At 73.7% G+C, this 20,695-nt stretch carries 14 protein-coding genes; 5 read left to right on the forward strand and 9 right to left on the reverse strand.

Annotation, left to right across the window (positions count from 1 at the left end; translation table 11 throughout):
- Positions 1–324: 324 nt before the first annotated feature.
- The 5 genes from glgB to BLU27_RS26875 all read left to right on the forward strand — a co-directional run bounded on the left by glgB (position 325) and on the right by BLU27_RS26875 (position 9,182).
- Positions 325–2,472, forward strand: a complete 2,148-nt coding sequence (gene glgB, locus BLU27_RS26860; protein WP_092658363.1) for a 1,4-alpha-glucan branching protein GlgB — start codon at positions 325–327, stop codon at positions 2,470–2,472.
- Between the two features lie 1,181 nt (positions 2,473–3,653).
- The gene (locus BLU27_RS26865) at positions 3,654–6,248 is read left to right on the forward strand and encodes an AfsR/SARP family transcriptional regulator (protein WP_197681591.1); all 2,595 of its coding nucleotides are present in this window, start codon (positions 3,654–3,656) and stop codon (positions 6,246–6,248) included.
- Positions 6,176–6,928, forward strand: a complete 753-nt coding sequence (locus BLU27_RS30050) for a tetratricopeptide repeat protein (protein WP_197681592.1) — start codon at positions 6,176–6,178, stop codon at positions 6,926–6,928. The genes BLU27_RS26865 and BLU27_RS30050 overlap by 73 nt, the downstream gene beginning before the upstream one ends.
- 33 nt (positions 6,929–6,961) lie before the next feature.
- Complete coding sequence (locus BLU27_RS26870) at positions 6,962–8,233, forward strand: FAD-dependent monooxygenase (protein WP_092656378.1); 1,272 nt, start codon at positions 6,962–6,964, stop codon at positions 8,231–8,233.
- A 10-nt stretch (positions 8,234–8,243) separates the two neighbouring features.
- A complete protein-coding gene (locus BLU27_RS26875) occupies positions 8,244–9,182 on the forward strand; it encodes an NUDIX hydrolase (RefSeq protein WP_172805046.1) in 939 nt (312 codons plus the stop codon).
- Between the two features lie 21 nt (positions 9,183–9,203).
- Here the strand turns inward: BLU27_RS26875 and BLU27_RS26880 are convergent, their stop codons facing one another.
- The 9 genes from BLU27_RS26880 to BLU27_RS26920 all read right to left on the reverse strand — a co-directional run bounded on the left by BLU27_RS26880 (position 9,204) and on the right by BLU27_RS26920 (position 20,688).
- Positions 9,204–10,268: a DUF8094 domain-containing protein gene (locus BLU27_RS26880; RefSeq protein ID WP_157728822.1), complete on the reverse strand. Its 1,065-nt coding sequence runs from the start codon at positions 10,266–10,268 to the stop codon at positions 9,204–9,206.
- Complete coding sequence (locus BLU27_RS26885; RefSeq protein ID WP_092656384.1) at positions 10,252–11,481, reverse strand: hypothetical protein; 1,230 nt, start codon at positions 11,479–11,481, stop codon at positions 10,252–10,254. The genes BLU27_RS26880 and BLU27_RS26885 overlap by 17 nt, the downstream gene beginning before the upstream one ends.
- Before the next feature lie 210 nt (positions 11,482–11,691).
- Positions 11,692–12,690: a tetratricopeptide repeat protein gene (locus tag BLU27_RS26890; RefSeq protein ID WP_092656386.1), complete on the reverse strand. Its 999-nt coding sequence runs from the start codon at positions 12,688–12,690 to the stop codon at positions 11,692–11,694.
- Between the two features lie 79 nt (positions 12,691–12,769).
- Positions 12,770–14,437: a xylulokinase gene (locus tag BLU27_RS26895; RefSeq protein WP_092656388.1), complete on the reverse strand. Its 1,668-nt coding sequence runs from the start codon at positions 14,435–14,437 to the stop codon at positions 12,770–12,772.
- A gap of 135 nt (positions 14,438–14,572) precedes the next feature.
- Positions 14,573–15,238, reverse strand: coding sequence for a response regulator (locus tag BLU27_RS26900; protein WP_092656390.1), 666 nt, complete (start codon positions 15,236–15,238; stop codon positions 14,573–14,575).
- Positions 15,235–16,563 carry a sensor histidine kinase gene (locus tag BLU27_RS26905; RefSeq protein WP_197681593.1) on the reverse strand — a complete coding sequence of 443 codons (1,329 nt, stop codon included), beginning with the start codon at positions 16,561–16,563 and terminating at the stop codon, positions 15,235–15,237. Before BLU27_RS26905 ends, BLU27_RS26900 begins: the two co-directional genes overlap by 4 nt.
- 113 nt (positions 16,564–16,676) lie before the next feature.
- Positions 16,677–18,458, reverse strand: a complete 1,782-nt coding sequence (locus tag BLU27_RS26910; RefSeq protein ID WP_241827664.1) for a glycerol-3-phosphate dehydrogenase/oxidase — start codon at positions 18,456–18,458, stop codon at positions 16,677–16,679.
- Positions 18,455–19,159, reverse strand: a complete 705-nt coding sequence (locus BLU27_RS26915) for a class II aldolase/adducin family protein (RefSeq protein WP_092656392.1) — start codon at positions 19,157–19,159, stop codon at positions 18,455–18,457. Before BLU27_RS26915 ends, BLU27_RS26910 begins: the two co-directional genes overlap by 4 nt.
- On the reverse strand, positions 19,156–20,688 hold the full coding sequence (locus BLU27_RS26920; RefSeq protein ID WP_092656394.1) for an FGGY-family carbohydrate kinase: 1,533 nt from the start codon (positions 20,686–20,688) through the stop codon (positions 19,156–19,158). Before BLU27_RS26920 ends, BLU27_RS26915 begins: the two co-directional genes overlap by 4 nt.
- Between the last annotated feature and the right edge of the window lie 7 nt (positions 20,689–20,695).

The following is a 20,695-nucleotide window of genomic DNA, read 5'->3' on the forward strand; positions in this document are numbered from 1 at the left end:
GTCCCGGGTACGACCCGCACACGCGAACGGAACACCCACCACGAAGCCAGACGAAGAAGGTGTCCCCGGATGTCCGACCACCGCACCACTCCCGAACCGTCGAACGGTTCCGCGCCGAAGCGGTCGAAGGGCGTGAGCACCCGCCGCCGGTCCGGAGACGCGGAGCAGATCCAGCAGACCGGCGCGGCTGCGCCGAGCAGCGGTCAGCCGAGCACCGGTCAGCCGAGCACGGGTCAGCCGAGCACCGGCAAGGCGAGCGCCGGCAAGACGCCTGCGCGGGACACGCCGAAGGGCGGCGGCCGCCCCAAGGTCGACCCGGCCGAGATCGACCGGCTGGTCGACGGTGACCACCACGCACCGCACTCGATCCTGGGACCGCACGTGCACCAGGGCGAGGTGACCCTGCGGGTGCTGCGCCCGATGGCCGAGCGGGTGTTCGCCCGCGTCGGCGACCAGCGGGTCGAGCTGGAGCACGAGCACAACGGCGTGTGGGTGGGCACCCTGCCCGGCTCGGAGGTGACCGACTACCGGCTGGAGGTCGTCTACCCACACGGCGTGACGGTCCCCGCCGACGACCCGTACCGCTTCCTGCCCACGCTGGGCGAGGTCGACCTGTACCTCATCGGCGAGGGCCGGCACGAGAACCTCTGGCAGGTGCTCGGCGCGCACGTGCGCAGCTACGACACCCCGAGCGGGACGGTCACCGGGACGTCGTTCGCGGTGTGGGCGCCCAACGCCCGCGGCGTGCGTGTCGTCGGCGACTTCAACGGCTGGGACGGCCGCCCGCACCCGATGCGCTCACTCGGCAGCAGCGGCGTGTGGGAGCTGTTCGTCCCCGACGTCGGCGACGGCACCGTCTACCGCTACGAGATCCTCGGCCGCGACGGCGTGCGACGGCAGAAGTCCGACCCGATGGCCTTCCGCACGGAGGTGCCGCCGGCGAACGCCTCGGTGGTGCACACCTCGCGGTACACCTGGGGCGACGAGGAGTGGCTGGCCCGGCGGGCGGCCACCGAGCAGTACGCCGCGCCGATGAGCACCTACGAGGTGCACCTGGGTTCGTGGCGGCGTGGCCGCACCTACCGCGAGCTGGCCGACGAGCTCGTCGCCTACGTCGTGGAGATGGGCTTCACCCACGTCGAACTGCTGCCGGTGATGGAGCACCCCTTCGGCGGGTCGTGGGGCTACCAGGTCTCGTCGTACTTCGCACCGACCGCCCGGCTCGGCGACCCAGACGGGTTCCGCGCCCTGGTCGACGCACTGCACCAGGCCGGCATCGGCGTCATCCTGGACTGGGTGCCGGCGCACTTCCCCAAGGACGACTGGGCGCTGGCCCGCTTCGACGGGACGCCGCTCTACGAGCACGCCGATCCCCGCAGGGGCGAGCACCCCGACTGGGGAACGCTGATCTTCGACTTCGGCCGGCGGGAGGTCCGCAACTTCCTGGTGGCGAACGCGTTGTACTGGCTGGAGGAGTTCCACGTCGACGGCCTGCGCGTGGACGCCGTCGCCTCGATGCTCTACCTCGACTACTCCCGCGGCGAGGGCCAGTGGACGCCCAACGAGTACGGCGGCCGGGAGAACCTCGAGGCGGTGAGCTTCCTGCAGGAGGTCAACTCCACCTGCTACCGCCGGGTCCCCGGGATCACCACGATCGCGGAGGAGTCGACGTCGTGGCCCGGGGTCACCCGCCCGGTCCACCTCGGCGGCCTGGGCTTCGGCTTCAAGTGGAACATGGGCTGGATGCACGACTCGCTGGACTACCTCTCCCGCGAGCCGATCTACCGCTCCTTCCACCACCACCAGATGACGTTCTCCCTCGTCTACTCCCACTCGGAGAACTTCGTCCTGCCGCTCTCGCACGACGAGGTGGTGCACGGCAAGGGCTCCCTGCTGACCAAGATGCCGGGTGACCGCTGGCAGCAGCTGGCGAACCTGCGCGCCTACCTCGCGTTCATGTGGGCGCACCCGGGCAAGCAGCTGCTGTTCATGGGCAGCGAGTTCGCCCAGCCGCAGGAGTGGGCGGAGTCCCGCGAACTGGAATGGTGGCTGCTGGACTTCCCCGAGCACCAGGGGATGCGGTCGCTGGTCCGCGACCTGAACGCGGTGTACGCGGACGCGCCGGAGCTGTGGGCCACCGACCACCTGCCCGAGGCGTTCGCCTGGATCGACGCCAACGACGCGGGCAACAACGTGTTCAGCTTCCTGAGGTACGGCCCCGGGGGCAGCGTGCTGGCCTGCGTCGCCAACTTCGCGGGTGTCCCTCACCACAACTACCGCCTCGGTCTGCCGGCCGCGGGCAGGTGGCGGGAGATCGTCAACACCGACGCCCACAGCTACACCGGGTCCGGCGTCGGCAACCTCGGCGCGGTGGAGGCGCTCCCGGTCACCTGGCACGGGCAGCCCGCGTCGGCGACGCTGACGCTGCCGCCGCTCGGCACGCTGTGGCTGCGGTTCGACCCGGCCGCCTGAGGAACGCCTGGCCAACGGCAGGCGAACACGGGGGAAACTCCGGAGAGCACGCGGACCGGCCCCCGGCGGAAGTCACCGCCGGGGGCCGGTTCTCGTTGTGCCGTGGGATCCGCACGGCGTAGGTCTTGGGACTACAGGACGCTCAGTTCAGCGCGACGGGCTTCGGTGCTGTCGCCGACGCTGACCCAGAGGGGCGCTTGCCGGTCAGCAGATCTCGGCGCCGGGACGCGGCGCGTCGAGCCGGTCGGCAAGCCGACCGAGCCGAACGCCGGTGCCGCGAAGCGACCGGACTACCCAGCGGTGCTTCGGCGCCGCGACCGAGGCCGAAACCCGGGTCCGCCGAGCGAGCCGCTCGTTGTAGTCATCGGCGTAATTACCAATGGCAGGCCACATCTTGTTCTTGTCTCCAAAGCAGTTGCTTGCGGTTGGCCGAGATGAGGTGTCCCCCACGACCAGTCGTGTCGTGCTCGCAGGCGTCCTCGTTGACTCCCCCGATGGCGACCACCGACGTTGCTCAGCGCATGCTCGCCTGGTCACCACCTTGATGGTGACAGGGCAATGTGGCGCAGAGGTTTCCCCGATGCTTCGACTGGATGCACTCTCTTGCTGAATGCACCTCTCGACTCACATGTGCTCCAACGCCGGGGTCCGGCGGGGCATTCCCGAGCGGCTTCGATGTGGTCGTCGCCACACCCGTGGCCCGGTCTTGCGACCCAAGCTTAGTAGGTGGGCGTCGGCCGGCTCCTTGCCGCCCTCGGTGTTGCCCGACAAGGCTTCCACACCGTCCGGAGCGCGTCGAAGGGTTTTCTCCCCCTCACTGTCAACCTGGGCTTGCGCCCGGCCGTCGGGCCGCCATGGCCACGAGAGACTGGGAGACCCCGCCGACGATCTCGGGAAACGTACGGGAGCGTGCCAACCAGGTAGCCGCCGCAGCGCCCTCGGCCTGGTCCTCCGCGACCGGGTACCGGCGGCTCCCTCGGCCGTGCGCCGTGAGGTCGCGCGCCTCGGGCCGGTCGATCGGCCCCCGAGTCGGCCACACTGTCAACCGTGGCTTGCAGACAGGGCGCCTGCGTCACCGCGGGGTCACTGTCTGCGTGCCCACCCGGTCCGCCGATCCGGCCCACGGGCCTGGGTGACCCAGCCCGCCCGTACGCCGCCGACTCGGTGCGAGGATGCGGACCATGCGGTTCGGCATCCTCGGCCCTGTCCGGGCCTGGCGCGACGACGGCACGGAGGTGGCCCTGGGCGGCCCGACCCGCCGTGCCCTGCTGACGCTGCTGGTTGCCCGGGTCGGCGAGATGGTCCCCACCGACCGGCTGGTCGACGATCTCTACGGCGACCAGCCACCGGCGGATGCAGGCCATGCGCTCCAGTCCCAGGTGTCCCGGTTGCGTCAGGCGTTACGCCCGGACGCCACCGTCGAGGGGGCGGCGACCGGCTACCGGCTGGCCGTACCCGCCGACTCGGTCGACGCGATCGAGTTCGAACGGCTGGCGCGGGACGGCCGCGACGCCCTCACCACCGGGCGTCACCGGCAGGCGGCCGACCTGCTGGGCCGCGCCCTGGCGTTGTGGCGGGGAGACCCGCTCGCCGACGCCGCCGAGGCGGAGTCGCTGCGAGCCGACGTCGTACGCCTGACCGAAGACCGCCTCGCCGCGCTGGAGGACCGGATCGAGGCGGACCTGGCGCTGAACAGGCAACGAGTCGTCGTACCGGAGCTGCGGGACCTCGTTCGCCGGCATCCCCTGCGCGAACGCCTGCACCACCAGCTCATCCGCGCGCTTCGCGCCGACGGGCGGCAGGCGGAGGCGCTGGCGGCGTACGAGGACGTCCGGCGGCGGCTGGCCGACGAGCTGGGCACCGACCCGGGCCCGGACCTCACCGCCTTGCACCAGGACCTGCTGCGTGGCGAGGCGGGTCCGCGGCCGACTCCGCTGCCTGCCCAGCTCACCAGCTTCGTCGGCCGCGACGAGGACGTCGAGCGGGTCGGTGCGCTCCTCGGCACCGGGCGGCTGGTCACGCTGCTGGGGCCGGGCGGGGTCGGCAAGACCCGGTTGGCGGTCGAGGTGGCGGCATCTCACGGGGACGTGCGCCTGGTGGAGCTGGCCCCGCTGCGTACGGCAGACGAGCTCGCCCACACCGTCCTCACCGCCGTCGGCCTGCGTGACGGCGGTCTGTTCCCCCGGGCCGGCGACACCACGCCGACCGACCGGCTGGTGGCGGCGCTGGCCGACCGGCCGCTGCTCCTGGTCCTGGACAACTGCGAGCACCTCGTCGAGCCGGTCGCAGCGTTCGCCCACCGGCTGCTGGCGGCCGCCCCGGCCCTGCGGATCCTCGCCACCAGCCGTGAACCGCTCGGCATCACCGGTGAGCAGCTGTGGCCCGTCCGGGGGCTGGCGGGGACGGCCGCGGTCCGGCTGTTCGCCGAACGGGCCGCGGCTGTTCGCCCCGACATCGCCCTGGGCCCGCCGGACGAGGACGTCGTACGCCGGATCTGCGCGAGCCTCGACGGACTTCCCCTGGCGATCGAGCTGGCCGCGGCCCGGCTCCGGACACTGGACGTGGGCGACCTGGCCGACCGGCTGGGCGACAGAGTTGGCGACGGAGTGGGCAACAGAGTTGGCGAGCGCTTCGCGTTGCTCTCCCGCGGCAGCCGGGCCGCCGACGCCCGCCACCAGACCCTGCGGGCGGTCGTCGCCTGGAGCTTCGACCTGCTCAGCCCTGACGAGCAGGCGATGACCCGCAGGCTCAGCGTCTTCGCCGGTGGCGCGACCGTCGCGTCAGCCGCCCAGGTGTGCGGGGTGGGCGATCCGGCCACGGACGAGGATCTCCTGGGCTCCCTCGCCGACAAGTCGCTGGTGGAGTTCGACCAGGGCCGTTACCGGATGCTCGCCACGATCGCGGCGTACGGCATGGAACAACTCGCGTCGGCCGGTGAGGCCCAGGACTGCGTTCGGGCACACGCCGACCACTTCCTCGCCTTGGCAGTCACCGCCGACCTGCACCTGCGCGGTGCCGACCAGCCGACCTGGCTGAGCCGGCTGGACGCCGAACAGGAGAACCTCCTGGCCGCGCTGCGACGAACGGTCGAGGCCGGTGAGGCCGAACGGGCAGCGGCATTGTTCGCCGCCATGGCGCCGTACCTGTGGATGCGGGGCCTGCGCGGCGCGGTGACCGGGCCGGCGGTCGCGCTCCTGGACCTGCTGGGAACGCGCCCTCCGGCCGGCGCCGCGGACGGCTACCTCCTGGCCGCCCTCACCGCGGCCGCGGACCCGGCCGGGCGCCCGGCCTGGGAGAGACATCGGGCCACCGCGGAGGCCCTGGTCGCCGCCACGTCGCCGCACCATCCGGTGATCACCTTCCTGTGGCCGATGATCAACGCGGCGGCGACCGATCCCGGGTCGTGCTCGCCGTGCTCCGGGCCGGCCTGGCCGGACCGGATCCGTGGGAGCGCGCCGCCGCCCGGATCATCTGGGGCTACCCCCACCTCGCCGCCGGTGACGTGGACGCGGCCGGACGCGAGTTCAGCGCCGCGGCCGAGGAGTTCCGTGCGCTCGGCGACCGGTGGGGTACGGCGCTGGCGCTGGACGGGCTGGCCGGCGCCGCGGACCTTCGCGGTGACCACGCGCGGGCGCTCGTCCTCACCGACGAGGCGCTCGTCCTCGCCGAGCAACTGGACGCCGCGGAGGACGTCGCCGACCTGTTGTGCAACCGCGGCGACTACGCCCTGCGCCCCGCCGGGCTGGCTGTGGGAGACACCGGCGGATGCGACCTGACCGCGGCGCGCGGCGACTTCGAACGCGCCGCCGCGGTCGCCCGCCGCGTCGGCAGCCCTGCTTACCTGGCCGGTGCGCTGCGCGGGCTGGCCGACGTCGCCCGCCTCGCCGGCGACCTGGACGAGGCGACCCGGCTGTACGAGGAAACGCTGGCTCGGCTCACCCCGCACTGGGTGAAGAGCGACCGGCACGTGGTCCGGGCACTTCTCGGCCTGGGCCGGATCGCCCAGGAGCGCGGCGACCTCGCCACCGCACGCACCCGGATGCGCGAGGCGGCCGCGACCGCGGTGGCCCGGGGCCCGCTGTACGACTGCGCTCTGGCCGTGGAGGCGCTCGCCGGCACCGCACTGTGTGACGACGAGCCCGCGACGTCCGCCCGGCTGCTGGCGGTGGCCGGCGAGCTCCGCGGGGTCGTCACGACCGACGACCGCGAGGTCGCCCGGGTCCGTGCCGGGGCGCGGGCCCGGCTCGGTGAGGACGGTTACGCCGCCGCGTACGCCACCGGCACCGGCCTGTCCCTGGCCGAGGCCTGCCGGCTGGCCGGCGTACCCGAGGAGGTCCTCGCCGCTTCCTCGCGCGACCGGAACGGCAGGCCGCCCGACCTACCCGACGGCCCGCCCACATCCCCGGCCACCTCCCCGCTCACCGGGCCGGAGGCCGGTGGTGAGCGTTCGGTGTGAGCGCGGTGAGCGGCCGCGGCCACTCTCGTCCACATGACGCCCACACAGAAAAGAACCCGGACCGTGCTGATCTCCGGTGCCGGTGTCGCCGGTCCCGCGCTGGCCTTCTGGCTGGCGCGGTACGGCTTCCGTCCGACGATCGTCGAACGCGCGCCTGCCCTGCGCGAAGGCGGTTACGCCGTGGACTTCCGGGGCGAGGCACACCTGTCCGTGCTGGAGCGCATGGGCATCCTGGCCGACGTCCGAGCCGCGCAGACGCACATGGGCGCCATGGCGTACGTCAACGACGCCGGCCGAGAGGTGTCCCGGATGCCGGCGGACGTGTTCTCCGGCGACCTGGAGATCCTCCGCGGCGACCTCGGCCGGATCCTGTACGACGCCACGAAGGAGCAGACCGAGTACGTCTTCGGCGACTCGATCACAGCCCTCGCCGAGGATGCCGACGGCGTGACCGCCTCGTTCGAGCGAGCCGAACCCCGGCGGTTCGACCTGGTGGTGGGCGCGGACGGCGTGCACTCCACGGTGCGGTCGCTGGCCTTCGGGCCGGAGGAGGCGTACGTCCGGCCGACCGGGCTGTACTCCGCCATCTTCACCACCCCGAACCACCTCGGCCTCGACCACGCCGGCCGCGCCTACCTCACGCCCGGCCGGCTCGTCGCGGTCTACAGCGCCCGCGACAACACCGAAGCCAAGGCGGTGTTCTACTTCGCGGCCCCCGGCGCCCCGTCCCACGACCGCCGCGACGTCGCCGCCCAGCAGCGGATGGTTGCCCGGGCCTACGCCGGCAACGGCTGGGAGACCGAACGACTGCTGGCCGCCATGCCGTCCGCGCCCGACTTCTGGTTCGACTCGATCAGCGCGGTACGGATGGACTCGTGGAGCCGCGGCCGGGTGGCGCTCCTCGGCGACGCGGCCTGGTGCCCGACCCCGCTGTCCGGGATGGGCACCGGCCTGGCGATCGTCGGCGCGTACGTGCTCGCCGGTGAGCTCGCCCTGGCCGGCGGCGATCACCAGGCGGCGTTCGCGCGGTACGAGGATGCGCTGGCCGAGTACGTCCGCGGATGCGCCAAGCAGGCCGACGGTGTGGCCAACTGGATGGTGCCGGGCAACCGGTTCATGGCGTGGTTCGTGCACCAGAACTACCGGTTGCTCCCGTACGTGCCCTGGAAGGGCCGGATCGCGGCCTCCATCCGGCGGACCGCGAACGCGATCGACCTGGCCGACTACGGGTCTGTCCTGCGGACCAGGCAGAACAGAGCTTGTGGCAGCGCGCTGGCGCCGAGCGACAACGCGGCCGCGCGGTAGCCTGCCCGGCGTGACCTCCTCAGCGCCCACGCCCGGTCCCGACGAGTCCGCAGGCCCGCTCACCGACGGCCTGGTGACCCTGCGGCCCACGAAGGCGACCGATCCGTACCACTTCGTCGTCGTCGCCCAGGACCGGCAGGTCGGCCACGTCGAGCTCCACGACCTCGGCGGCGGGGTGGGCGAGCTCACCTGGGGCATCGAGGAGACCCATCGACGGCAGGGGTACGCCACCCGCGCGGTCCGGCTGGCCACCGTCCACGCCCTGCGGGACCTCGGCCTGCACCGGGTCCAGGCCGAGGTCCCGGCCCACGACCGGGCGTCGCTGCGGATCGCCTCCCGGGCGGGGCTGCGCCGGGAGGGTCTGCTGCGCGCGCACCGCACGGCGCAGGGCGAACGCCACGACGTTGTGGTGCTGGCCCGGCTGACCGGCGACCCCGAGCCGGAGACTCAGGAAGGGTTCATCGGCCTCGTCAACTCCAGCCTGCCGCGAACCCGGCTGATCGCGCACGTGGTGGTCCGCGACCCCCAGCAACGGGTCCTGCTCGCCCAGGTGACGTACAAGCCGGACTGGGAGCTGCCCGGCGGCGTGGTCGAGCCGTTCGAGTCGCCGCGCGAGGGTGCCGTACGGGAGACGTGGGAGGAGATCGGCATCGAACTCCCGATCGGGAAGCTCCTGAGCGTCGACTGGCTGCCGCCGTGGCGGGGGTGGGACGACGCGGTGGAGCTTCTCTTCGACGGCGGGGTGCACGAGCCGGAGGCGCTGCTGTCGACGTTCACGCTGGCGCCGCACGAGATCAAGCAGGTGGAGTTCTGCACCCTCGACCAGGTGCGCGAGCGCTGCCTGCCCGGGACGTACCGCCGGATGGCGGCCGTGCTGGGTGCGCCCGAGGGCGCGGTGCTCTACCTCGAACGCGGCGTCACTCCCGGCTCCCCCGACCCCCTGGTCTGAGGGAGCCGGCTGCTTCGTCAGCTACTTCGTCTGCACCGACGCCAGCCCGCGGTCGACGCCGAGCAGGCGGACCCTTCCGTCACCCTTGCCCTTGGCGGGAACGTGGGCCACCACCTGCCACACCCAGGTCGTGCGGACGAGGGTCTGCCCGATCCGGTATCCCGTGTAGGCAGCCACCGGGTTCGACCTGTCGAACTCCAGGGGGGCCGAACCTCGGGCCTGGTAGTTCTCGATCTCGTTCATGGTGAACAGTTCCAGCGCGCCGCCGTCGGCGGTCGCCAGCGCGCGGACCGACGTCACCTCGTACCTGTGGCGGTAGACGAACGCCGGGGACCGGCCCTTCTGCACGGCCGCCTGCTGTGCCCGCGCGGTCTGCGGATGGGGAGCGAACGCCCAGGCCTGCGGCGCCTTCGGACCACCGGTCAGCAGCAGGGCGTAGGCGGTCGCCGTCTTGTCCGGCGGCCGGATCAGGGTGCCGGCGTCGGCGGCGGGCAGCACGACCGGCGCATCGCCGCGCTCGGCGAGGGCGGGCAGCCGGGCGCCGTCGTCCAGGACCACCGACTGCGCGGCCTTCCACGTCGACCCGGCGCTGGGCCGGGTCATCAGGTCTACCACCGTGCGAGCACCCTTGCCCGACCGCTGCCCGCTCGCCTGTCCCGGCTGGCCCGGCACCTGATCGGTGGTGGAGACGGCGAGGAACCACACCGGATACCCGGAGAACCTCGGAAGGTGGACCACCGTCCCGGACCTGCTCGGCGAGGTGAGCGCCGACCTGCCCTCGGGATCGAAGCCGTGGGCGACGCGCAGGCCGCCCTGACCGGCCCGCAGCAGCGGTCCGGATTCCACGGACGTGAGCAGGCGGGCGTTGCGGGTGCCGGCGGCCCTCGCCTGGATCCGGTCGTACCGGCGTACGACCGGCACCGTGTCCTCGGCGCTGATCGGGGCCCACGCCGGCGCGGCTCCGGTCTTCTCCTTCGGCATCGTCACGCAGCCGGACGCGGTGGCGGCGACCACGGTCACCGTGGCCGCGAGCGCGAGGACCATCCGGCGGCGCGGGTTCGGCCGACCCCTACTGACGCTGCTCATCGCCGTCTCCGGTGTCGCTGCGGTCCCTGAGGTCATGGCTGTCCCCGGTGTCGGGCCAGTGGTGCCTGTCCCTGAGGTCAGGGCTGTGCTCGTTCTGGGAATCCGGACGTGAGGTGTCCGGTCGGCCGGGCCGGCCGTCGTACAGCCGGTCCGGCCGGCTCGGTGCACTCGGGTTCGGTGAACCCGGCGGCGCCGAAGGTCGCCGGGCACCGGCGGGCCGCCAGGGAAGTGCGGGAGAGGCGGGACCGGACGTGGCGCTGTTGCCGGAGGAGTCCCACCCAGGTCGCGTACGGCGCGGAGCGGCTGTCGAAGTCGGCGGCTGGCCGACCGGCGCCCTATCCGGCGCCCTATCCGGCGCCTTATCCGGCGCCTTATCCGGCGCCCGGTCCGGCGGTACCTCACCGGCCGGTACCTCGCCGGGCGGCGGCGCCTCGGCGTCGTCGCCCGGCTGCGTCTCCGACGAGTCCAGCCAGCTCGGCCGCTCGTCGGTGGAGCGTTCGGCCGCCGGCCTGCCGGCCCAGTATTCGTTCTCCTCCCAGGCCTCCCGGCCCTCCCACAGCAGTTCGTCGTCGTCCTCGCGCCGCCGCCGGCGCGGGCCGGGCCGCCGGCCCCACAGCAGCAGGACCGCGGCCAGGACGAGCAGGGCCAGGCCCACGGCGAACACCACTACCGCGAACCGGAACGCGCCGGGAAACTCGACTCCGGCGGTGACGCGGACGTCCACGCCGGGCCGGCCGTCGGCGTTCATGACCACGACGTCGTACGGTCCGTCGGCCAGGCGCCACGACAACGTGCGGGCGCCGGGACCGGACTGCTCGGCGACCCACCAGCCCAGCCGGTCAGGGGGTACGAGGCGGTCGGCGGAACCGGCGACCGGGCGGGTGCGCATCGTCGAGGGGACGCCGAACTCCACCACCTGGGCGCCCGCGGACCCGGCGAGGTAGCTGCGGACGTCGACATGGTTCCCGATGCCGACGAACACCTGCTGACCGCGCCTCATGGGCTCGGCGGTGACCACCAGCCGGGCGTCGTAGTAACGGATGAGGTCCGGAGACGTTGCGATCGCCACGCCCCTGGTGGTGAGGCGGTGGGTGCCGGCGGTCAGCACGTCGCCGGGGCCGATCAGGCCGAACACCGCCACCCCGCCCGCGACGGCACCGAGAAGTCCCAGGAGTCCGGCAAGGACACCTGTCACCACTCGAAAGACGCGCATGCTCACCCGCCGACCCCCGCGAACCGTTGGCACCACCCATGGGGACAGGTGTCGAAGCGGCGACCTCGCCGGTCGCTGGACCAGCCGCTGACCGGATCGGCGGACTACTTCGACGCGCCCCAGGCCCGCTAGCCTAACGAAGCGCCGGCGCATGACGGTCCCACCGGCCGCCCGGCTGTGGACGAGTGGTCCGCAGGGCGACGAGACGGGCTAGAACAGCGCGGCGCTGAGCTGCCTGCGAGCCGTCCGCACGAGCTCGTCGTCGCCTCCGACCACCTCGAACAGCTCCAGCAGATGCACCCGCAGCGTGTCGCGGTCGGCCCCGGCGGACCGGCGGATGGCGTCGATGAGCCGGTCGAACGCGGCCCGCGGCTGACCGTCGGCCACGTCGACGTCAGCAGCGAGACACTGAGCCTGAACGTCGTCGGGGCGGGCGGCCGCGTCGGACCGCACTGTCGTCGGGTCGAGGGTGCGCACCCGGCGAACGAGCTGAACCTGGGCGAGCCCGCTCTTGGCCTCCTCGTCGGCGGGCGTCTGGGTCAGGATCTTCTCGTACGCCGCGACCGCGCCGTCGAGGTCGTCGCGGGCCAGCGCCTCGTCGACCTCGGCGAACCTCGGGTCGCCGGCGTCCTCTTCGGGGGCATCCTTCGGCGCTTCGCCGCCGCCGATGGGCTGCGCGGTGCCGGTGACGCCCTGCCCGGCGGCGAGCCGGAGCAACTCGTCGAGGAACTGGCGTACCTGCGACTCGGGCACCGCACCCTGGAACAGCGGCACCAACTGACCGCCGACCACGGCCACCACCAGCGGGATGCTCTGGATGCCGGCCGCCTGGGCGAGCCGGGGGTTGGCGTCGACGTCGATCTTGGCGAGGACGAACTTCCCGGCGTACTCCGCCGCCAGCTTCTCCAGCACCGGGCTGAGCTGCTTGCACGGCTGGCACCACGTGGCCCAGAAGTCGATCACGACCGGCACGGTCGCGGACCGGTTGACGACCTCGGCCTGGAAGGTGGCCTCGGTGACGTCGACGACGAATCCGCCGCCCGCGCCGCCGGCACCTCCCGGGGCACCCGTTGCCCCGGCCGTGGTGCCGGGGGCACCCGCGGCACCTGCCGATGCGGGGCGGCCGCCCGGGGCGCCGGCCGGCTGGTTGGCCCGGTTCGCGAGTCCGGACAGGTCGACAGCGCCGTAGCGGGAGAAGTTTCCGGTCATGCCTCCGATTGTCCCCGACCGGGGCCGCTCGGCCACACAGGCCCTCGGGGTGTCCGGCCAGTTGTGGCCTCGGGCCGTACTACCCGTCGGCGGCGCGGGCTTCCGCGAGCAGGTCGTAGCTGCGTCGCAGCGCGGGATACAGCTCCCGGTAGACCGCGTAGTAGCGCTGGTACGCCTTGTGCCGGCCGGGGTCCGGAGAGTAATGCCTCACCGCGTCGGCCGCCCGGCCTTCCTGGGCGGCACCGACCGCGCTGCCGGCGCCCTCCCCCGGACGCGACCGCGCGGCGACCGCCTGCGCCAGGTCGGCCACCAGCCCCACCCCGGCGGCGGCCACCAGCGCCACCCCGACCGGCGCGCCCCTGGTGTTCGGGGGCACCTCGACCGGAAGTCCCGTGACGTCGGCCTTGATCTGGTTCCAGGTGCGACCCCGCGCTCCGCCGCCCACGCTGCGCAGCACCGCGGGGCGAAGGCCGAGCCGGGCCAGCTCGTCCAGGTTGTGCGCGAGGCCGTACGCCGTACCTTCGAGGATCGCCCGGACCACCTCGGCCCGGCGGCTGGCCATCGACAACCCCACCAGCGCTCCGCGCGCGTCGGCGTTCCACACCGGTGACCGCTCGCCGAGGAAGTACGGCAACAGCACAAGCCCGCCGCTGCCCACCGGCGCCGTGGCGGCCAGCGCGTCGAGGGCCGCGAACACCGAGCCTGCCGAGCCTGAGCCCGAGCCCGCCGAGCCCGAGCCCGCCGAGCCCGACTCCGCCGCGCGCACCTCCCGGTCGCCGAACTCGTCCCGGAACCACCGCAGAATGCCGCCGGTGGCCACCATCGACCCGTAGACGAGGTGGTGGCCCGGCAGCGGGTACGGCAGCACGCTCATCGTCCCCAGGGCGTCCCGGCGCAACCGGCCGGCTTCGACCGCGGCGTTCACCACGGTCGACTGGCCGGTCATCTCGCACACGTCGCCGTGCCGGGCGAGGCCCGCCTCCAGCGCCGCGGCGGCTCCGTCGACCGCACCGGCCACCACCGGCGTACCGGCGAGCAGTCCGGTCACCCGGCCCGCCTCCGCGCCGACCCGGCCGACCACCGTGCCGGGGTCCACCGCCTCGGGCAGCCACGCGCGGGGGATCCCCCACAGGTCGACCAGCGCGTCGGACCACCGGCCGGTGTCCAGGTCGGCGAGCAGCGTGAGGCCCTGGTGACCGGTGTCACACGTGGGTACGCCGGTGAGCCGGTGCACGACGTACCCGTTGGCCATCACCACCGCGGCACCGGCGCGGCGTACCTCCGGACGCTCCGCCAGCAGCCAGGCGAGCTTCGGAGCCGCGAAGTAGGCGTCCATCCGGTTGCCGGTGGCGGCCACGACGTCCGCGGCGGACTCCGCCCTGGCCCGGCACTCGGCCTGGCCGCGCCGGTCCAGCCACAGCAGCGCGGGGCCGACGGGTACGCCGGATCGGTCCAGTACGACGACGCTCGGCGCCTGGCTGCTCACCCCGACGCACTCCACGGCCGCTGGGCTCAGCCCGCTCGTCTCGGCGGCGGATCGCAGGGCGCCGGCGACGCATCGCGCGGTCGCCGACCACCAGTCGTCCGGCTCCTGCTCGGCACCGTGTGGAGGGACGTACCGGGTGGGGTACTCCTCGCCGGCCTCGGCCAGCACGCGACCGCCGGCGTCGGCGACGACCGCCTTGACCCCGGTGGTGCCCACGTCCACCCCGACGACAACGTTGCTGACACCGGTGACACCGGCCATCCGCCCGCCTCCTCGGCCTCCGGCTGCCCGAACCCCCCGGATCAGCATGCCGAGGACGAGGGGCGTACGGGAGACCGTGCCCGGCACCGGCCGCCGGAGGAGAGCCGAGGCGGCAGAGGAGAACCGAGGCGGCGGTCAGGTGTCCGAGGCGCTCCCGCCGGTGAGGCCGGCCTCGTGCGCGAGCAGCCCGACCTGGGTGCGGTTCTCGCAGCCGAGCTTGTCCAGCATCCGCGAGACGTACCCCTTCACGGTCGCCTCCGACAGGTGCAGCCGGCGCCCGATGCCCGCGTTCGACAGGCCCTCGCCGAGACAGGTCAGCACCTCGACCTCGCGCTCGGTCAGCCGGGAGACCAGGTCCCTGGCGCGGTCCCGGGCGGCGTGGGCGCCGGCGGACGCGCCGACGAGGCGGCGGGCGGCGTCCGGTGACAGGACGGTGTGCCCGTCGGCGGCGACCCGGACCAGGCCCACCAGGTCCTCCGGCGGCGTGGACTTCACCAGGAAGCCCGAGGCGCCCGCGCGCAGCGCCCGCATCACGTAGTGGTCGGCGTCGAACGTGGTCAGCGCGACCACCGCGGGCCGCTCGGCGAAGGTATTGATGCGCTCGATCGCGGCCAGCCCGTCGACGCCGGGCATCCGCAGGTCCATGAGTACGACGTCGGGCCGGTGCCGGATCACCGCCTCCACCGCGGCAGCGCCGTCGTGTGCCTCGCCCACCACCTCGATGTCGTCGGCCGCGCCCAGGATCGTCCGCAGGTGCGCGCACACCATCGGCTCGTCGTCGACCAGCAGGACCGAGATCATCGCACCGCCTCCGTGGTCTTCGGTCCGGTCCCCGGGGTGGTCTCCGGTGTGGGCTCCCGGACGGGCTCGACGGCGGGTGCAGCCGTGGGTACGTACGCCGGCAGGTCGGCGACCACCTCGAACCCGCCGTCGGAGGTCGGCCCCGCGGACAGCGTTCCCCGGACCAGTTCGATGCGCTGCCGCAACCCGGCCAGGCCGGTACCCGAGCCGGACCCGGCCAGTGCGGGGTCGGGCGGCCCGGCCGGTGCCGTGTTGGTGACCCGCACACCCACGCGGTCGGTGTCGTACCGCACCTCCACCGACACCGAGGCGCCGGGAGCATGCTTGCGGACGTTCGTCAGCGCCTCCTGGACGACGCGGTACGCCGTACGCCCGACCACCGGCGAGGCCCGACCGGGGTCGCCGACCTGGGCGAGTTCGGTCCGGATGCCCACCGACTCCGACTCGGCCACGAGCGTGGCGAGATCACCGACGGCCGGGCGTTCTGCGTCCTCGGTCATCCGCAGGATGCCCACCAGGTCCCGAAGCTCGTCCAGGGCCTGGCAGCCGGCTGCCCGCAGCTCCTCGGCCGACCGTCGGGTCTCCTCGTCCCGGGCACGCACCCGCAGCGCGCCGGCGGAGAGCACCATCAGCGACAGCCGGTGAGTCACAACGTCGTGCATCTCGGCGGCGATCCGGGCACGTTCGTCGGCGCGGGCCTGCGCGGCCAGGAGGTACTTCTCGCGTTCGGCGCGTTCGGCGCGCTCGCGCAGCACCGACACCAGCCGGTGCCGGGCGCCGAAGTACAGCGCGAGCAGCGGGCCGAGCGTGGTGCGCAGGACGGCGATGGTGACGACCGCGGCCGAGGGGTCCCAGATCCGGGCGGAGACGAGGGTGAGCAGGCCGACCAGCACCCAGCCGGGGCGGCGTACCGCCGGGTAGGCCACCGGGAGATAGGCGACCAGCACCGCGGCCACCGGAGCCCAGACCGTCCACGGGCCGGGGCGGCCGCCGGTGGAGCCGGTGGACACGAGCACGGTGACGAGGACGGTGTACGCGGTCACCGCGCCCAGCACGGCCAGCGGTGCCCTGCGGCGCAGGACCAGACCCGCGTCCACGAGCACCTGCAGGCCGAGCAGGAACCACGCCACCGTGCCCGGCCGCTGCGGCCACCACGAACCATGCGAGAGCGTGAGCAGCGTGTCGCCCACCACGAACCCGAACGCGAGGAGGACGTCCCGGTACCCCGGCGGCAGCCATCGCCGCCATCGTCTCGCCCAGGGCGCCGGCCAGGCCTGGCCGAGCGGTCGGCCGCAGTCCGGGCCGGCGGTCGCGCGTTCACTCACCCCGGCAACGGTAGGCGACGCTCGTCACCGCGGGCCAGATCTGCGGTGCTGGACCAGACGATGGTGGGTACGCCGGACCGCACGGCACGACTTTCGTCGTACCAGGGACTCCCCTACCGAGCCGCGGCTCCGGCGACGGTCTGCCAGGCCCGCACCGCCTGGTCGTCCGTCGGCATGGTCGCGGCGTGCCGTTCAGCCTCCACGGCCGTGGTGTACGCCGCGACCTCGGCGGCGCGACGTTCCTCGTCCCACCCGAGGACCGACCCCATCACCCGTGCCGCCTCGGGAGCGGCCGCCACGCCACGGTCCGGGGTCTCCATGAAGACCCGGGTCCGGCGGGCGAGCGCGTCCATCAGATGCAGGGCGCCCTCGTTGCGGGCGGCGTAGGCGACCTCGGCGGCGAGGTAGTGCGACGCGCCGGGCAGCGGCCGGGCGAGTTCGGGCCGGTCGGCGAGCAGGTCGAGCACCTCCGGGGTGAGCGCGCCGTAGCGGCCGAGCAGGTGCTCGACCTGTTCGGGTTCCAGCCCGGCCTCGCGGGCCAGCCGGTCCCGCTGGTGGCGTACCGCGACGTAGCCGGTGGCGCCGAGCAGCGGCAGCCGGTCGGTGCTGGACGCGGGGATCGTCCGGCCCAGCGAACGGCCCGCCGCGTCCACGGCGTCCCGAGCCATCAGCCGGTACGTCGTGTACTTCCCGCCGACCACGGTCACCAGGCCGGCCGGCTGCTCGACGACGGTGTGGTCGCGGCGCAGCGCGGCGGTCGTCGCGGGGTCGGTGCTCCCTCTGGCACCGGGGGTGCGTACGGGCACCCCGGCCAGCAGTGGCCGCAGGCCGGCGTAGACGCCCACCACGTCGGCGTCGCCCAGGGGATGCTTCAGCCAGCGGTTGGCCTGGCCGAGCAGGTAGTCGACGTCCTCGCGGGAGGCCACCGGATGTCCCCGGTCGTGGTCCCACGGGGTGTCGGTGGTGCCCATCAGCCAGTGGTCGAACCATTTCCTGATGATGAAGACGCTGTCCGAGGTCCGCGCGATCAGGCCGGTCCGCGACTCGATCCGGTCCGCCGGTACGACGAGGTGGACGCCCTTCGCCGGGCGGACCGCGATGCTCGGCGACCCGCCCAGGGACTGCACCTCGTCCGCCCAGACCCCCGCCGCGTTGACCACCACGCCGGCAAGGACGTCGACATGGCCGCCGTCCTCGAGGTCGTGCAGGCGTACACCGGTCACCCGCTGGCCGTCGCGCAGCATGCCGACGACCCGGGTCCGGGTGAGGACGGTGGCGCCGAGCCCCGCGGCGGTACGTGCCAGCGTCATCGTGTGCCGGGCGTCGTCCACCCGTACGTCGTGGTACTGCACCGCACCGGTGATGTCGTCCGGGCGCAGTCCGGGCATCTCGGCGAGTGCCGCCCGCCGGGTCAGATGGCGGTGCCCGGGCACGCTGCGCGGGCCGGTGAGCCGGAACAGGTCGTACATCGCCACGCCGGCACCGACGTAGGGCCGCTGCCAGCGGCTGGTGAACGGGAACAGGAACGGCTCGGGCTCGACCAGGTGCGGGCACAGCCGCTCCACCATCAGGTCGCGTTCCAGCAGCGCCTCGCGGACCAGCGCGAAGTTGAGTTGCTCGAGGTAGCGCAGCCCGCCGTGGAACACCTTGCCCGACCGCGAGGACGTACCGCTGGCCAGGTCGTCGGCCTCCACGAGCAGTACCGACAGGCCCCGGGCCGTCGCGTCCAGCGCCACGCCGGCGCCGGTGACGCCGCCACCGACCACCACCAGGTCGAAGTCGCGGCCGGCGGCAGTGGCCAGGTCGCCGCGCCGCCGGTCGGCCGACAGCGCGGTGCGGTCGTTGGTGGCGGCGCTGGTCGCGGCCAACGGCACGGGACGTTCGTGCAGACTCACCGTCCGGCTCCGGCTTCGCCTTCGCTGCCACCTGCGCCGCTCACCCCCGGCGGCGGCACCTGGCCGTAGCTGCCGAACTTCTCGATCACCCGGTCCAGCTCGTCACCCGGCAGCTCACGCGGGGAGACGCCGAGCGCGGCACCGGCGCCGACCGCGCGCAGCCACACCTCGCACAGCCATTCGAGGTACTGGTTCAGCTGGTACGCCTTCGCCAGCGAGTCGCCGACGGTGACGGTGCCGTGGTTGGACATCAGGCAGCCGGTACGCCCCTTGAGCGCCTCGGTGACCGACGCGGCCAGCTCGGGGGTGCCGTACGTCGCGTACGGCGCCACCCGGACCGGGCCGCCGAACAGCGCCGTGAGGTAGTGCACCACCGGAAGCTCGTCCACCAGCGTGGAGGCCACGGCCGCGGCGGTGGCGTGGGTGTGCACGACGGACGTGTGGTCGGTGGTGTTGTAGACCGACAGGTGCAGCGGCATCTCGCTGGTCGGGTCCAGCTCGCCCTCGAGTTGCCTGCCGTCGAGGTCGGTGACGCAGATGAGTTCGGGGGTGAGCACGTCGTAGTCCAGGCCGCTCGGCGTGGCGGCCACCAGGTCACCGACGCGCACGCTCAGGTTTCCTGACGTACCCACCACGAGCCCTTCCGGGCGGAGCCGCTGGGCGAAGCGGACCAGCTCGGCGCGTTCGTTCGCCAACCTCATACCTGACGCTCCTTCCACTCGGTGCGCGCACGGTCCACCGCCGCGCGGTAACGCTCGTACTCTTCCGCGTACCGCTTGGCGGGTCCCTCACCGGGGTTGACCACCGTGGTGTCGGCGGCCCGGTCGCGCGCCCAGGCCGCGGTGTCCACCGGCAGGCCGGTGGCGGCGATCCCGGCCAGCACCGCGCCGTACGCACCGACCTCCGGGCAGGCCGACACCCGGACCGGCCGGCCGAGGGCGTCGGCGAACAGCCGCAGCCACTCCCGGCTGCGGATCCCGCCCCCGCACACCGCGACCTCTCCTTCCAGGCCGGCCGCCTCGAAGCAGTGCCGCGCCGCGAACGCGATGCCCTCGCAGACAGCGCGCACCACGTCGGCGGTGCTGGTCTGCACGGTCAGCCCGTCCAGGCGGGCCCGGGCGCCGGACTCCACGAACGGCGCGCGCTCACCGGCCGGGGAGAAGTACGGCAGACACCGCACGCCGTGTGCACCCGGCTCACCGGTGGCCAGCAGCGGGTCGACGTCGTCGTGCGTACGGCCGACCAGCTTCAGCGTCCAGTCCAGCGCGGCGGTGCCCACCATCGCCGGCATCGAACGCAGCCAGCGGTCCGGGCCGAGCGGGATCGTCAGGCCGGCCGGTTCGCCGCCGGGCTGGAGTTCGGCGACCGCGACCTGGCAGGCGAGCGTCGTCCCGACGATCAGGTGGCCGTCCCCCGACGTGGCGGCCAGGCCCGAGCCGAGCGCGCACGCCGGCAGGTCGAACGGGCCGGCCGACACCGGCGTGCCCACGGGCAGCCCCACCAGCGCGGCGCCCTCCGCGGTCAGCGTGCCGGTCGGCAGAGGTTCGGCGACCGGGGCGAGCAGGTCGGCGCGGTGCCCGAGACCGCACCACTCCAGGACGTCCGGTGCGTAATCGCGCGTCACCGGGTCGAGGAACGGCAGCGAGGCGTCGGAGGTGTCGGTGGCGCGTACGCCGGTGAGCCGCTGCATCACCATGTCCTTGCAGTACGCCGCGGTGACCGACCGGTCGAGCACGTCCGGCTCGTGCCGGTCGAACCACGCCAGGACCGGCGCCGGACAGCCGGGGAACATCGCCCCGCCGGTACGCCGGAAGACCGCCTCGGTGGTCCCGTCCGCCCGCCAGCCGTCGGCGATCCCGGCCGCCCGGGCGTCCAGCCACGACACCGCCGGGCGGACCGCGCGGCCCTCGCCGTCGAGCAGCCACACGCCGTCACCCTGGCCGGTCAGCGCGAGCAGGGCCGGCGGGTCGCCCGCGCCCCCGTCCTGGCCGTCGACCAGGGCCCGCACGACCTCGCCGACCGCGGCGAGAACCTCGTCCATGTCCTGCTCGAACCAGCCTTCGCGGGGGTTCACCACCCGGGCCGGGGCCGTCCGCAGCGCCCGTTGTTCGCCGTTCCCGTCGAACAACGCGGCCTTGATGACCGACGTGCCGATGTCCACGCCGACGTACGTGGGCCCGGCCGCCCTGCGACCGTTCACCGCGCCACCGTTCACCGCGCCACCGTTCATCGAGCCG

Origin of the sequence: Actinopolymorpha singaporensis (assembly GCF_900104745.1) — a bacterium.
GTDB lineage: Bacteria > Actinomycetota > Actinomycetes > Propionibacteriales > Actinopolymorphaceae > Actinopolymorpha > Actinopolymorpha singaporensis.